At 49.1% G+C, this 14,257-nt stretch carries 13 protein-coding genes; 4 read left to right on the top strand and 9 right to left on the bottom strand.

Annotated features, from left to right (window positions below; translation table 11 throughout):
• The 9 genes from AC0THY_RS06205 to AC0THY_RS06165 form a co-directional block, all read right to left on the bottom strand.
• Nucleotides 1-1,104, bottom strand: a complete 1,104-nt coding sequence (locus AC0THY_RS06205) for a M24 family metallopeptidase (protein ID WP_489993573.1) — start codon at nt 1,102-1,104, stop codon at nt 1-3.
• A 15-nt stretch (nt 1,105-1,119) separates the two neighbouring features.
• On the bottom strand, nt 1,120-2,094 hold the full coding sequence (locus AC0THY_RS06200; protein WP_489993572.1) for a sugar phosphate isomerase/epimerase family protein: 975 nt from the start codon (nt 2,092-2,094) through the stop codon (nt 1,120-1,122).
• Between the two features lie 13 nt (nt 2,095-2,107).
• The gene (locus tag AC0THY_RS06195; RefSeq protein ID WP_489993571.1) at nt 2,108-3,592 is read right to left on the bottom strand and encodes a rhamnulokinase; all 1,485 of its coding nucleotides are present in this window, start codon (nt 3,590-3,592) and stop codon (nt 2,108-2,110) included.
• Between the two features lie 13 nt (nt 3,593-3,605).
• Complete coding sequence (locus AC0THY_RS06190; RefSeq protein WP_489993570.1) at nt 3,606-4,400, bottom strand: DeoR/GlpR family DNA-binding transcription regulator; 795 nt, start codon at nt 4,398-4,400, stop codon at nt 3,606-3,608.
• A 60-nt stretch (nt 4,401-4,460) separates the two neighbouring features.
• Nucleotides 4,461-5,444, bottom strand: coding sequence for an ABC transporter permease (locus tag AC0THY_RS06185; protein ID WP_489993569.1), 984 nt, complete (start codon nt 5,442-5,444; stop codon nt 4,461-4,463).
• Nucleotides 5,444-6,955 (bottom strand): sugar ABC transporter ATP-binding protein, encoded by a 1,512-nt coding sequence (locus AC0THY_RS06180; RefSeq protein WP_489993568.1) that lies wholly within the window; start codon nt 6,953-6,955, stop codon nt 5,444-5,446. The genes AC0THY_RS06185 and AC0THY_RS06180 overlap by 1 nt, the downstream gene beginning before the upstream one ends.
• Nucleotides 6,956-6,985: 30 nt before the next feature.
• Nucleotides 6,986-7,954, bottom strand: coding sequence for an ABC transporter permease (locus AC0THY_RS06175; protein WP_489993567.1), 969 nt, complete (start codon nt 7,952-7,954; stop codon nt 6,986-6,988).
• Nucleotides 7,955-8,064: 110 nt separating this feature from the next.
• A complete protein-coding gene (locus AC0THY_RS06170) occupies nt 8,065-9,156 on the bottom strand; it encodes a sugar ABC transporter substrate-binding protein (RefSeq protein ID WP_489993566.1) in 1,092 nt (363 codons plus the stop codon).
• Nucleotides 9,157-9,219: 63 nt separating this feature from the next.
• Nucleotides 9,220-10,158, bottom strand: a complete 939-nt coding sequence (locus tag AC0THY_RS06165; protein WP_489993565.1) for a 1-phosphofructokinase family hexose kinase — start codon at nt 10,156-10,158, stop codon at nt 9,220-9,222.
• 284 nt (nt 10,159-10,442) lie between these two features.
• On the opposite strand from AC0THY_RS06165, the gene alsK reads away from it, so the two are divergent.
• From alsK to AC0THY_RS06145, 4 genes are all read left to right on the top strand, one after another.
• Nucleotides 10,443-11,363, top strand: coding sequence for an allose kinase (gene alsK, locus AC0THY_RS06160; protein WP_489993564.1), 921 nt, complete (start codon nt 10,443-10,445; stop codon nt 11,361-11,363).
• Nucleotides 11,364-11,505: 142 nt separating this feature from the next.
• Nucleotides 11,506-12,162, top strand: coding sequence for a ribulose-phosphate 3-epimerase (rpe, locus tag AC0THY_RS06155; RefSeq protein WP_489993563.1), 657 nt, complete (start codon nt 11,506-11,508; stop codon nt 12,160-12,162).
• A gap of 15 nt (nt 12,163-12,177) precedes the next feature.
• Nucleotides 12,178-12,996, top strand: coding sequence for a glucose-6-phosphate isomerase family protein (locus tag AC0THY_RS06150; protein ID WP_489993562.1), 819 nt, complete (start codon nt 12,178-12,180; stop codon nt 12,994-12,996).
• A 128-nt stretch (nt 12,997-13,124) separates the two neighbouring features.
• On the top strand, nt 13,125-14,201 hold the full coding sequence (locus AC0THY_RS06145) for a substrate-binding domain-containing protein (RefSeq protein ID WP_489993561.1): 1,077 nt from the start codon (nt 13,125-13,127) through the stop codon (nt 14,199-14,201).
• Nucleotides 14,202-14,257: the final 56 nt, after the last annotated feature.

Genomic DNA, 14,257 nt, shown 5'->3' with positions numbered 1-14,257 from the left:
TCACACCTCCTGTAACACCAAAATTTCCGGCCTTAATAGTTTCATTCCGCTGCCGCAGGAAATCTCCCGGTAAACCCAGTTTCCCGTATGAGAAACGATCTCCTGTCTGTCTCCGGAAACCAGAAAGGTATCCTCTGATTTCACTCCCGCTATGGTCGGATTCCAGGAAAAAGCCTGCCCGCCCAGCACAGTCTCACTGCATGTAAAATCTGCACAGTAGTCTCTTGTGGCGTACCCCAGGGCTCCCCCTTGATGATGCAGATGAAAATCCTCCCCATATCCTTGTTTTTGATAGGCCTCAAAGCCCTTCTCCAGTACATTCCTGGCCAGGACGCCCGTCTTTGTATTACTAATATAGGCAGCGTCTATTCTCTGAACTGCCTCCATCCTCTTTGCCCTATCCTCGTCCACCTCTCCCAGAGAGACAATCCGGCTTATGGACACAGTTAGCCCATACTTCTGGGCACAGATGGCTGTCATAGCGTATTTGTCCACCCGCCTTTGGGTAGGGATGGGATGCCGGTATTTTCTCAGGCGCTCATCCGCAGCCACCAGGCATACAGGCACCTGATACCCTTTTTCCATGAGTTTTTGCACCGTACGGGATGCAATCTCCAGTTCGCTCTCTCCTCTGCGTATCTCCCTGCAGGAATGCTCCAAAATCCCGGCGCTCTCCGGCCCGATCTTTCGGTAACGGGCCGTCTCCTCCTCCGTGAGCACGTAGCGCAGCCTTTGAATCCCGGCGCTGCAGTTTTCTGTCCCATAGACTCCGCTGTCGCTTGCAAATCTTTTGCCCCTAATCCAGTCCGCAAGCACCTGGTACTCATCCTCGTGCCACTGGTAGGTGATCAGTTCAAAGCCATCCTCCGGCAGTTCCTCCTCCATCACCCGGTACCGCTCGCTGGAGTTGCAGATCACATACTGCCCCGACTCCGTTACCATGAGCTTTGAGGCTGCTGCTCCTGTACTCTTGTCTACAAAGGCACTACGTCCCCCGCTGAGCCAGCAAAAGTTCTCATTGGTTGTCAAAAGAACACCGTCGTATCCCTCCTGCTTTAGAAACCTGCGGATACGTCCCAGCTTCTCCTCCACTTCTCTTCTCAAAACACTTCCCCCATTCTATTGAAAGACGGCCTCTCTGATCAATCCAAATACCTCCGTGGCATCCGTCCCCTCAATGCACCCGGCCAGTTTGTCACATCCTATCCTGTCCACAGCGCGGTCAAAAACCTGCATCATGCGGATGCTCTCCGCAGCCGCTTTGTACCCATTCTCACGGAACGGGAAGATGTCCACAGAGGTCCATCCATCGTATCCGATTTTCCTCAGGGAATAGCAAAGCTCAATATATTCCGTATAGCGCACAGAGCCCAGAATCATATCATCATCCCAAGCGCTGTAATTGTCATTGATATGCAGGTTGTAGAGCATTCCGTGGTTGGCGCACATCTCCACCACCTGGGCCACATTTCCCTGCGCCTGAAATACATGCCCCAGATCCACCGTCAGTCCCACGTTGGGTCGGTCGACATCCCTGGCCAGCAGAAGCGTGGTCCCGGCTGTATCCAGAGTACAGCGGTTTCTGGGCTCTCTGAGCTTAAACTCCAGGGCTATTTTCATGTCCGGCGCATAGTCGCAGATCTCGCGGATAGCCTCCACCATCAGATTCCACTGTCTGGTGTAATCGGTCTGGAAAACATAGTCGAATCCGTCCTCCCCCATCCAGATATTCACAAACTCTCCGCCAACAGCCTTGGCGAAATCCACGCTGTCCTTGCAGTACCGGATCGCCAGGGCCCGGTATTCCGGATTTGTGTTGGTGAGAGATCCGTACCCAAACCTCTTGTCACCGTTCAAGGGCGCATTCACACCGGAAATTTTAAAACCATACTGTTTTGCCCACTGCCGGATCTCCTCCGGATTGTTCTCATCCCCATCCGGGTCATAGCAGAGCTCCAAAGCCTCCACCACACCTGTTTTGGCCAACCCCGCAATGCGCTCCTCTGCTGTGTTGTCCTCCTTATATCCTCCCGCCATAAAACGGTCAACCCTGTTTCCCAGTGATCCTGTAATACAAGCATATTTTAAAGCCATCTTAAATTCCTCCTTAACTTTCACAATCTGCCCTCAGCAGTGTTTTAAAATACTGGTAATGTTCCTCCCAAACAGCAGTCTGCCTGGGATCGTAAGTACTTATTTCTATCGACCTGGCCAGTATCTCTCTTCCCTGTGTGATGTCCGCAATCTCCCCGTCCGCTTTCATCTGCATCAGAAAATTCCCCATCAGGGCTGCCTCCGCAGGCCCGGCATCCACAGGCCGTCCGCATGCATCCGCAGTAAACTGGTTTAGCTGCCGATCCTGGCCCCCTCCGCCTAAAATATGAATCCTTTGTATTTTCCCTGCGCGTATGGTTTCCAGTTTCTCCATCACCCAGCGGTACTTAAAGGCCAGGCTCTCCTTTGCAGTGCGTATAAACTGCCCCGGTGTTTCCGGTACCGGCTGTCCGGTATTTTGACAGAAGGTTTGTATCTTCTCAAGCATGTTTCCCGGCATGTAAAACGCTGGGTCGTCCGGATCTACCAGGCTTCGAAACGGCTGTTCTTTTTCCGCCAGACAGGACAGCTCCTCAAAGCTGTATTCCTTTCCCATTTTGATGTATTCCAAACGGCATTCCTGTACCAGCCACAGCCCCATGATATTTTTCAGCATCCGGTATCTATGCTCCACACCCCCTTCAATGGCTATGTTATACCTGAAGGTGTCTGCGTTGATAACGGGCTTTTCCGTCTCCACCCCCATCAGCGACCAGGTCCCGCTGCTTATATAAGCAATATTCTTTTGCGTTATCGGTAACGCAGCGACCGCAGAGGCAGTATCATGTTCCCCTACAGCTACCACCTTTATTTTTTCCACTCCGATTTCCCTGGCAGCCTCATTTGTAAATCTTCCCACAGTCTGTCCCGGCTGTAAAACTGGAGACAGGATCTCTTCCGTTATCCCAAATCTACGCAAAATCTCCTGATGCCAGTCATCTGTCCCATAGTCAAACATCTGTGTGACTGACGCCATGGTGTATTCTGAATACATCCTGCCGGTCAGAAGGTACGAGAGCAGATCCGGAAGATGCAGTAGCTTACCTCCGTTTTCCAGAAGATACCCCTCCCCCTCCAGCTGCATAGCTGCCAGCTGGATTACCGTGTTAAAAAGAGCATTCTGGTTTCCCGTCATCCGGTGCAGCTCTTCTTTTCCCACCTTCCGGTAGATCTCACTCTCCCATCTGGCTGCGCGGGGGTCACGGTAACAGTGCATCTGGGTAACCAGCGCCCCGCTTCTGCCCACCAGTCCGAAATCATTGCAAAAGGAGTCCATCCCTAAACTCCCGATCGCTTCCCCGGCCAGTGCCCTTCCCTTTCGAATCCCCTCTGCCAGATTCCGGTAGATTCCCAAAAAGTCCCAGTAAAGTCCACCGGCCGCACTGACCTGTCTGTTTGTAAAACGGTGGATCTCCTGGGTTCTCAGGCGCTCCCCGTCAAATTCCCCCAGCATCATCTTTCCGCTGCTGGCGCCTAAATCAAATGCGATTCTTTTCATTTTGCCTCCGCAACTACTGCTCAGAGACCACCACAAGACGTGTACCCTGCCGCTTCAGGCTCTCCTCCTGTTCCGGGGAGAGTCCACGGTTGGTCACGAGATAATCGATCTTAGAAAAGTCCGACAAGAATACCACCCCCGGCTTACCGAACTTTGTGGCATCCGCCAGCACATAAACCTCCTGAGCCTTTTCCATCATCAGCCGCTTCACATCCACTTCGTAGATACTGCTGTCCGTGATCCCCTCCCCCACATTGACACCGCAGCAGGATAGAAATACCTTGTGCGGCCTGAAGTTGTTGATCCACTCACTGGCCATGATTCCCGTGAGGGAGTAATTGCTGGCCCGGAAAATTCCCCCCAGGGAAATCAGGGTCAGGTTTGAATACTCCTGCAGGGAGGCATCCAGAAGCAGGCGGATGGAATTGGTAATGATGGTTACCTGATATCTGGGACTTATATGCTGAATCATATTCAGTGTGGTGGAACTATTGTCAATAAATATAGTATCCCCATCCCGTACCTTCTTGGCAGCCTCTTTGCACAGTTTGTCCTTCTCCGTATAGTTTTGTATTTCCCGCATCAGATAGGGGTATTCCTTCACACCCTTGGATGCCTCCGAAAGGACAGCCCCTCCGTGGGTGCGCTGGATCATCCCCGCATCTTCCATCTCCTTTAAGTCTCTTCGGATCGTTTCCTTTGAGACCTGCATCAGCTGGGAAAGTTCATTGACGCTGACTTTCCCCTTCTCCTCCAGCAGATTTACAATCAAAGACTGGCGCTCAATGTTATACTTTCGATCTAGCATCTCTTCCAAATCCCTCCGGACATTTTCTTTCAGTATAACATAACTTTCCCCTTTTGTCTCTTACCGTATCTCCCCGCTGAACTTGATACTGTCCATCATAACCGCAATAAATATGATGACTCCCCGGAAGATGGTAAATGCGTATGCAGATGCCCCGATGATGGTCAGTCCATTGGTGATCACCTGTACCATAACGATACCAATGATGGCCCCCGGAAGAATCCGCCCCTTGCCACCGAACAGACTAGCCCCTCCGATTACAGCAGAAGAGATCACCACGAATTCATCTCCAATAGCAAAATTGGGGTTGATGACGCTTAAGGAGCAGGCGTTTACCATTCCTGCCAGCCCTGCCAGCCCTCCGCAGATAAAATAGGCTAAAAACACCACCTTGGTTCCATTGATTCCCATCTTGTTGGCGCCTGCCAGATTGTTGCCGCAGGCGAACAGCTGACGTCCATACTGGGTTCTGGTTAAAATAAAGTGACCGATCAACACGACTGCAATAAAAATATACACCATCAGCGGAATACCCAAAAATTTAGCTCCTGCAAAACTCATGGCCTTGGAATCCAAAAACAGCATCTGCTGGTTGGTAAACATCAGTCCCAGCCCCCTTGCCACACTGTAGGTAGCCAAAGTAGTGATAAAGGGCACCATTTTAAGTTTTGCCACAAAGAAGCCATTGATGGCTCCGATGAGCATTCCACTTAAGACTGCTCCCGCAAAGCACACTGGCAGGGGCATTCCCAGATTGTTTAAAAGGGTAGTTCCCACCACAGCAGAAAAATACATGTTGGCTGATACCGAGATATCGATCCCTGCTGTGATCAGTACAAAAAACATTCCCACCACAGATATCCCCAGAGTGGATGAGAGCCTCAGCACATTGACGGCATTGCTGAGAGTCAGGAAGTTTTTCGACTGGATAGCAAAGTAGGCCAGCAGAATCACAAAAATTACATACAGACCGTAAGTACAGAATAAATCCAGCAGTTTTTTGCGGACGTTTTTACTTTTCCTTGTCTGAGATGTCTGGTCCATTATTTTCCACCCCCTATTGCGGCCTGCATGATGCGTTCCTGTTCATACTCTCCTCTGTGCAGTTCCCCGGTGAGCACATTGTGGCTCATCACCAGAATCCTGTCACACATGCCCATCAGCTCCTCCATCTCGGAGGATACGATCAGCACTGTGGATTTGTTTTTTGCCAGTTCATTGATAATACTGTAAATCTCATATTTCGCGCCCACATCTACCCCTCTGGTGGGCTCGTCCAGCAGGAAAATCCGGGGCTTTCTCAGAACCCATTTTCCAAACACCACTTTCTGCTGGTTGCCGCCTGAGAGGTTGACCACCGCCTGCTTTCCTGCGTCAAAGGTCTTGATGTTCAGCTCCTCTACCATCTGCCCCGTCTGCTCTGTCTCTGCCTTTCGATTGATAAACTTCGTTTTCCCCGAGATCTCCCTTAAATTTGCCAGCACTACGTTTTGCTTCACGGTCTTAGGCATCAGAAGCCCCTCCTCACGCCGGTTCTCCGTAATAAAGGCCATTCCGTTGCGGATGCAGTTCTCCGGGGTGATAGGTCTAATCTCCTTTCCGTGAAACCGGATACTCCCGTCTGTGATGGGGTCTACCCCAAACAGGCATCTCAGAAGCTCCGTGCGCCCTGCGCCCATCAGACCAAACAGGCCTAAGATCTCCCCCTCCCGGATTTCCAGGCTGACATTTTCAAACCGGCCCTCCTGGCAGATATTTCTCACTTCAAAAGCCACATTTCCAATAGTCTTCTCCACTGTGGGATAAATCTTATTCAGCTCCCGCCCTACCATCTGCTTGATCACCTCCGGGGTCGTGATAGAGTCTGTGGAATTTTGGGAGATGATTTCCCCGTCCCTGAGCACCGCAATCTCGTCGCAATGTACAAACACGTCCTCCAGAATATGGGAGATAAAGATCAGGGATTTCCCCTGCTTCTGAAGCAGATGCATAATTTCAAAAAGCTTCTCCTTCTCCTTATTGGACAGTGAAGTGGTGGGTTCATCCAAAATGATTATCTTAGCATCTTTCATGATTGCCTTTGTGATCTCCACCAGCTGCCGCTGCCCCATTGGCAGAACGCCCACAATGTCATCCGCTGTAAAATCCGTGATCCCCAGTTCCTTCAGCTTTTCCTGGGCTATCTTTTTCATAGCTCTCTTGTCAATGGTCTTTGCCCTGTTCTTTATCATCCCACTGATAAAGAGATTTTCGTATACGCTCAGGTTGGTAAATAAATTGAGCTCCTGATGTACAAATGCGATACCGGCTGCCTGGGATACCTTGGGATTGGCAGGTTCAAACGTCTCTCCATCCAGGACAATCTCTCCCCCATCCCTCTGATGGATTCCTCCCAGAATGTTCATCAGTGTGGACTTTCCAGCCCCGTTTTCCCCCACCAGCCCCAGGATCTCTCCCCGCTTCAGCGCAATGGTGATATCTTTGAGCACCTGCACGGATGCAAATGATTTTGTCACCTGTTTTAACTGTAATATGTAATCTTGTTTCTCAGCCACTCTTCTCACATCCAATCTATTCCATACTTGTTATGCCTTCTCATTTCTCTTCTTAAACACTGCCATACCGCCGGCCACCAGAATGATTGCACCCTTGATGATCGTAATGACGAAATACGGTGTATTTAGCAGGTTCAATGTCACATTGATTAAAATAATCAGAAATGCCCCCAGGACCGTGTTCGGTATTTTTCCGGAACCGCCTGCAGGGCTGGTTCCACCCACGATAATACTGCCCATAATGTCAATGAAAAGCGTGCTTCCGTAGCTGGAAGCCCCGGATTCCATCTGTGCCATCATGATAATACCTGCGATAGCGGCACAGACGCCGCTGTAGATATATATCTTAAAAATCGTTTTTCGAACCGGTATGCCGGAAATCACTGATGCCTTAGGGTTTGTGCCTACTGAGTAAAGCTGCCTGCCGTACAGAGTGCGGCTGCAGACAATGTGGGTGATGACCGCCACCACCAGCCCCAGGATCAGTGCAAAGGGGATGCCCAGTATATTTCCGGACCCCAGCGCCGTAAAGGCGGAGGGCAGGCCTGAGATGGTCGTGCCCCCTGTGTAGACCACGGCCAGGCCGCTGCCGATCATCTGGGTTGCCATGGTAACAATAAAGGAGGGCATTTTAAACCTGGTTACCGACAACCCATTAATAATTCCAAAAATAACACCGATCATCAGCATAACCAAAATGGCAACCGGTATGGCATACCACCTTCCGGCCAGATACCCGGTGGTCTCACTCATTATAGATGCTCCCACCACACAGGTGAGTGCAATCACGGAGGTGGCTGAGAAATCCACACCGCCGTTTAAAACTGCAAAGTGCTGTCCACATGCAACGGTGAGTAATACACAGGCCTGGCCAAGTATGTTCGTAATATTACCCCCAGTTGCAAAATTAGGCACCCCGATCAGCGCAACGATCACAAACACCAATACAAACCATACGATTGTGTCTACTGACCCATAAATTTTTTTGACCTGTTCCATAAAATCAAACCTCGCTATCTGCATCTATATTCTGTTTCCCGTCCTATGCAGGTGGGGCAGATTTCTCTGCCCCACTGCCTGCTCTCTCCCTGAAGCCTGTGTTTACAAGATCAATACCCTGCAAAGCCCAATTCTTCCACATTCTCAGGAGTTACTTCAAATCCCGGGTCCACCAACCCTTCTGTCTTCTCTCCTTTTGCTGCCGCCACTGCACCTTCCACACAGAGCTGTCCCTGGGTGGTAGCGTCCTGTACGGAAACAATGTCCACATAGTTTGCTTTTATCTGGTCAACCGCATCCTTTGCTCCATCAAAGGTCACAATGGTCACATGTTTTTCATCCCCAATGGGATACCATTTGTCAATCTGCTGAAGTCCGGAGATAATGGACGGAAGCAGTGCGTCTGACGGGCTGAAGATCATGTTGATGTCCGGGTTTGCTTCAAATGCACTCAGGATTCCGGCCAGAGCCAATTCTCCCTTCCACTCAGTGGGTACCTCGGATACCACATCAAATACATCGGTGTTTGCGTCCGCTACATTCTTAAATCCTGTGTCACGTGCAACTGCGTTTACATCCGTGAGGCTTCCCACTAATTTTACGACTTTATAAGTTTTTCCTTCCTTCTTTGCTTTGTCCAGCACATAATTCATTTCCCGCTCAACCATTGCCACGTTGTCTGAGGTAACCGTACCTGCCACCTCTGCACCCTCTCCGGCTGCCCGGTTTGCCATGATGACCGGAACGCCTGCCTCATTACATTTCTTGATAGCTGACACCACAGCCTCGCCGTCCGCGGGTGCAATGATGATCGCATCCGCACCGCTGGAAATCAGGTTTTCAATCTGCTGGTTCTGTTTCTGCACATCATTTTCTGCGATTACCTCCGTGTATTTCACGCCCAGCTCATCACATTTCTCATGCATAGCTGTCTGGTACTCTGCCCACATCTGTGACTCTATGGCACACATAGAGATGCCGATCATGATGTCACCGTCCGCAGCGGAGGCTGCCTCGCTTACCGCCTCTGTTACATCCTCACCTGCCGCTTCTGCGGTTTCCTTGTTTGCCGACTCCGTCGCTTCCGTTGTCTCTTTGGGAGCGTCTGTCGAAGCGGTTGTCTCCGGTGTGTTGGAACTGCACCCCATCATTGCCAATACCATCGTACACGCCAATAATACACTAACTGCTCTCTTCTTCATTGATATCTCTCCTTTGCTATAAGATTGTTAAATACCTTCTATAAAAAAGGAACGCTTCCTTTTCTATCTGATTTTCTCCACAACCGCTTTTCCTCTCAACTCCATGGCCCGGTCATAATCAAACCCTACCGTCAGTTTCGATTCGGCTGTTGCTGCCGACACCCCTGCAGCCAGCTTTAAAATTTCGATTATGGGAAGCTGCTCTGAAAATCCATACACTAGCCCGCTTAAAAAGGCGTCCCCGCACCCTATGGTGTTTTCTACCTGAACGGACAGTGGCGCTACCCTATACACCTCATCACCGTACCGTACCATGGACCCGTCCCCTCCTCTGGAAACTGCCACGCATGGGATTCCAAAAGAAGCGATCTGGTCAATCCCATCCAGGATCTCTGTTTCTGTCTCGATTCTGCGTCCCAGCACCTGTGATAATTCGTCCACATTTGGCTTGACTAAAAATGGCTTCTGCCGGATGCCCTTTACCAGGTTCTCTGAGCTGGTATCCAGAAAGAATCTGATCTTTTTTCTTCCTTTCAACAGGCATTCCATAATCCGATTGTATATGTAGGGTACTGATGTGTTGGATGCATCTCCTGATAGTACCAAAAAGTCTCCATCCTGCAGTGTTTCCTCCAGGGATCTTAAAAGTCCCCTGCATATCTTCTCCGGAACCTCTCTTCCTCTCTCTGTAATCAGGGTACAGGAATGGTTCTCCTCTATCACTGCATAATTCATACGGGATTCTCCATCCTCACAATGCAGGAACCGTGTCTCCACCTGGCTGTCACGCAGCAATGACTCTATCCTTTCCCCCATCTTTCCAAACCCAATCCCATAGGCTCTGTTCCTGCATCCTAAAATACTTAGATTTACAGAAACGTGCGTCCCTTTTCCTCCCAGCACATCCTTGGAATATTTAATCCGGTTCGTGTTGTCCCGGACAAATTCTGTGACGAATAGCAGCCTGTCAATTGCGGGATTTATGGTTAATGTACAAACCATGTCAACCTCCTCCCCTCTTAGCTATTTCTGTTTATGTTGGAATTATATTATAAAACGGTCATAATTGCAAGTATTTTTTTTAATATTTGTTTGTTTTGGTCAAAAACCCAATATTTTACACATTTTCCAAATAATAGTGACCGTTTTGCTTTTTAATATTTTTTTAAATTTGTTTTCACACGCTCTTGCGTTATCGTTAACGCTTATGTATAATATATATCATACCCACCATTGTTTGTCAAGAAGAACATGGCTGAGGGAAATACTGTAAGGAGGTCTTATTTATGAGTAACCCTAACAAAAATTCCGGTGACTATGTCATTGGCATTGACATCGGAGGTACCAACTTCCGCATCGGAGCCGTGACCCCCAGGCTGGAACTGCAGAACGCCGAAAGGGTCAGCAGCAGGGATCTGTTTCAATCCGAAGCTCCTGTCCCGGCCCTCTCCCGATTTCTGCACAACTACATGGAAAAGTTGCCGGACCGCAGCTGCAAGGGTATCTGTCTTGGTTTCCCCGGCACTGTGGATAAGAGAAAACGGGTGGTCTACTCCTGTCCGAATCTCCCAAGCATTACGAACCAGGATGTGGGAGGGATGCTGGAGGAGGAGTTTCACCTTCCTGTACGCGTGGAACACGATGTAATTCTGCTGCTGGCAAATGACATGAAAGCCGCTAATCTTCAGGGCTTTGACTGTGTGATCGCTCTTTATGTGGGCACGGGCCTTGGAAATGCCCTCTATATTCACGGACGTTTCCTGGACGGCAAAAACGGAGTGGCCGGAGAACTGGGCCACATTCCTGTGCTGGACAAAAATGAGCCCTGCCCTTGTGGCAATGAAGGGTGCATCGAACTCTTCTGCGGTGGCAGGAGACTGGAAAAAATAAGGGAGGAATATTACCCGAATGTACCCTTTCCGGAACTCTTTTCCCGCTGTAAAGGAAGTGAGCCTCTGTCCGCCTATCTGGATGCAATGGCAGCTGCAGCGGCCACGGAAATCAATATCCTGGACCCGGACTGTGTCCTGCTTTCAGGAGGAGTCATCCATATGGCAGACTTCCCCTATGACGATCTGCTCTTGCGTATCCGCGGTTATGTCAGAAAGCCCTTCCCTGAGCAGTCACTCAACTTTGTGCGCGGTATTGCAGATGCTTTTTCAGGTGTATTGGGAGCAGGGATTTATATGTGGGATCTCATTTCATAACCTTGTATTTTTTGTGGTTTTTCGGCTTATATTTTGTGGTTTTTATGTATTTTCGGTCATTTCGTTATTGACATTCTAAAATTGCTATGCAATAATGAGGCTATCCACAATTCACACTCCAAAAAAGAAAGGAAAGATCTATATGAACAAAGTATCACCTTCCGTCATGTGTATTGATATGATGGATCTGAAGAATCAGCTGTCTGCTCTGGATCACGCAGGTGTAGACATGTACCACATTGATATCATGGATGGACATTTTGTTCCGAATTTTTGTCTGAACGGATATCTGATGCAGGAAATCCGCAAGGTGTCACAGACTCCAATGGATGTTCACCTGATGGTGACCAATCCCACAGAGTACATACAGTATTTTGCGGACTGCGGGGCAGACACCATTACCCTGCATATTGAAACCCTGGAGCACCCTATCCGGGCTTTGAAGCAGATCCGGGCTCTGGGCAAACGTACCGGTATTGCCATCAATCCGGCCACAGACCTGGCTCCGCTCAGGTATATGATGGAATTTATTGATATGATCTGTATCATGAGCGTTGATCCGGGATTTGCAGGACAGACACTGGTTTCCACCGCGTACGATAAGATCGCGGCTGTACGCAGTATGTTTTCAGATGCGGGGTATGGGATTGATATCATGGTGGACGGCCAGGTAAAAGAGGAAACTGCTCCAAAAATGGTTGAGGCTGGCGCGAATGTGTTGGTTCTGGGTTCCTCCGGTCTCTTTAAATACCCTGTTGAAAAATACCCGGAAGTGATCGCAAGGTATCAAAATTATTGAGAAAGGAAAAATAAAATGGAAAAATTAAAGATGTTTGGAATGCCAATTGTGTTTTCTGAGGAAGACCTGAAGCTGAAGGCTGAGGATGCTGCTGTAAACTATGAGGATTACTCACGCAAGTACTCCAAAGGCATGTTTGGACTGCTGGCCGATCTCTCATACAAAAAAGAGGAGGAACCTTACTATGACTTCTACAAAGCCATTGTAAATGACAACGTCCGCTCCTTATTCTCGGATCATAATCTGCGCTATGACAGTACCGTAATCATGGGGGGCTGTGCAGGCGAGGAATTTAAAAAGACTGCGGGACATTTTCACTGCCTGATTCCGGGCAAAAATGTGAGTTATCCGGAGCTGTATCAGGTAATCAAAGGGAAAGCACTTTTTGTTATGCAGCGCGTGGACGATAACGCAAAAATGGAAGGAAAGATGGTTGTTCAGGATACAATTCTCGCAGAAGTAAAAGCCGGGGAAGCTATTGTGGTTCCCCCTGACTTTGGACACTGTACTGTGAATATTGGAGATGGACCTATGGTCTTCGTAAATCTGGTATCCTGTGACAGTTCCAATTCCTATGACTCCGTAAAGCAGAGCGCTGGCATGTGCTGCTATGTGATGAGGAATCCGGATGGAAGTTATCGTGTGGAGAAAAATCCTCACTATGACTTTGCATGCGACCCACGCATAGTGGTTCCCTCAGCCTCTCCTGTGCTGGGTATTTCCAAGGATGTTCCGGTTTACACTTCCTTTTTGAAGTCTCCGGAAACTTACCGCTATCTGAATGAACCAGAGGGACTGATGGCAGACTATTTTGCTATGCTGAACGACAAATAACAGCCGGGAAACTTGTTACTGTTCACAGTAACTAAAACTACACTTCTACGGCAGTTATTTCTATTGAAAGGAATACCTGGAGATAGTATAATAATATACAGGAAATTAATACAAAGGAACCGGAGCAAATGAAAAAAGTAACGCTAAAACAAATTGCCGAGTTGGCTGATACTTCCATCGGAACAGTAGACAGGGCTCTGAACAACCGGGGGCGCATCAGCGAAGAAACAAAGCAGAAAATTCTGCAGATTGCGGACCAGTTGGGGTACCGCCCCAACAAGCTCGCCAGCAGTTTAAGCAGAAGCCGCGCGATTCGGCTGGGGATCTTATATCCTGCTTATCCAGCTTATTTCTTCGATGAAATGACAGCGGGAGTGGATGCGGCAGCTCACTCACTCTCAGACTACAGCATGGAGGTACATAAAATCCGCTGTAATTCCCTCAGCCCGGAAGACCAGATTCCCCTTTTGGAGGAATTGGTCAATGAATCCTATGACGGCCTGGTAATTAACGCCGGCAGCAGTCAGCTTCTTCCTTACATTGACAGGCTGGCGGAAAAGGGAATTGCAGTGGCTACGTTTAACTCGGACATCAGAGGAACGCGCCGCCTGTTCCATGTGGGCATGGATCCTTACCTGGCGGGAAAAGTAGCTGGTGAATTAATGGGCAAGCTCATGGGCGGAAGCGGGAAGGTCATTGCTATGGTTGGGTTTCACTCTGTGGAGGCTCATATGGAGCGCCTGAGAGGATTTCTGGACGCAGTCAGGGCTGATTATCCGCAGATTCAGGTGGTCGATGAGGCTGAGTACGAGGACAATGACAGACTGGCCAAGGAGGTGGCTGACCGCCTTTTGAGGCAGCATCCGGACATCAGGGGAATCTATGCAGTCAACTCCCCCGGGGCTATCGGCGCAGGGCTTTCCTTAAAGCAGCATCCTCTCCCATCCCCTCCCATCCTCATGGGATATGATGTGACAAAACAGTTGGGAGAACTCTTAAAGGATAAAATCTGTACCTGTATTCTGTATCAAAACCCCTTTGCCCAGGCGTACTACAGTTTGACTCTTATGTCTGAGTTTCTGCTCCAGGGAACCCTGCCCGGGAAAAAGCATTTGCTGATCCAGCCCAGAATTGTGCTGAAAGAGAATGTTGACGCCTATTATTTTGATCCATCAAAACCTACGAGTAATCCATTTTTATTATAATCAAAAATACGCAAAAGCGACCAGGTCATTTTCGAAAATGACCTGGTCACTTTTGC

The organism is Ruminococcus sp. 8Y-12, assembly GCF_058119865.1.
Note: the sequence above shows the minus strand (reverse complement) of the source record. Positions and strands in the feature narration are given on the sequence as shown.

Bases quoted from the DNA above. Each gene is read 5' to 3' on its own strand.
- AC0THY_RS06195 (WP_489993571.1), bottom strand. From the start codon at position 3,592: ATGAAAAGAATCGCATTTGATTTAGGCGCCAGCAGCGGAAAGATGATG.
- AC0THY_RS06150 (WP_489993562.1), top strand. From the start codon at position 12,178: ATGGAAAAATTAAAGATGTTTGGAATGCCAATTGTGTTTTCTGAGGAA.
- AC0THY_RS06145 (WP_489993561.1), top strand. From the start codon at position 13,125: ATGAAAAAAGTAACGCTAAAACAAATTGCCGAGTTGGCTGATACTTCC.
- AC0THY_RS06175 (WP_489993567.1), bottom strand. From the start codon at position 7,954: ATGGAACAGGTCAAAAAAATTTATGGGTCAGTAGACACAATCGTATGG.
- AC0THY_RS06200 (WP_489993572.1), bottom strand. From the start codon at position 2,094: ATGGCTTTAAAATATGCTTGTATTACAGGATCACTGGGAAACAGGGTT.
- AC0THY_RS06165 (WP_489993565.1), bottom strand. From the start codon at position 10,158: ATGGTTTGTACATTAACCATAAATCCCGCAATTGACAGGCTGCTATTC.
- alsK (WP_489993564.1), top strand. From the start codon at position 10,443: ATGAGTAACCCTAACAAAAATTCCGGTGACTATGTCATTGGCATTGAC.
- AC0THY_RS06170 (WP_489993566.1), bottom strand. From the start codon at position 9,156: ATGAAGAAGAGAGCAGTTAGTGTATTATTGGCGTGTACGATGGTATTG.
- rpe (WP_489993563.1), top strand. From the start codon at position 11,506: ATGAACAAAGTATCACCTTCCGTCATGTGTATTGATATGATGGATCTG.
- AC0THY_RS06185 (WP_489993569.1), bottom strand. From the start codon at position 5,444: ATGGACCAGACATCTCAGACAAGGAAAAGTAAAAACGTCCGCAAAAAA.
- AC0THY_RS06190 (WP_489993570.1), bottom strand. From the start codon at position 4,400: ATGCTAGATCGAAAGTATAACATTGAGCGCCAGTCTTTGATTGTAAAT.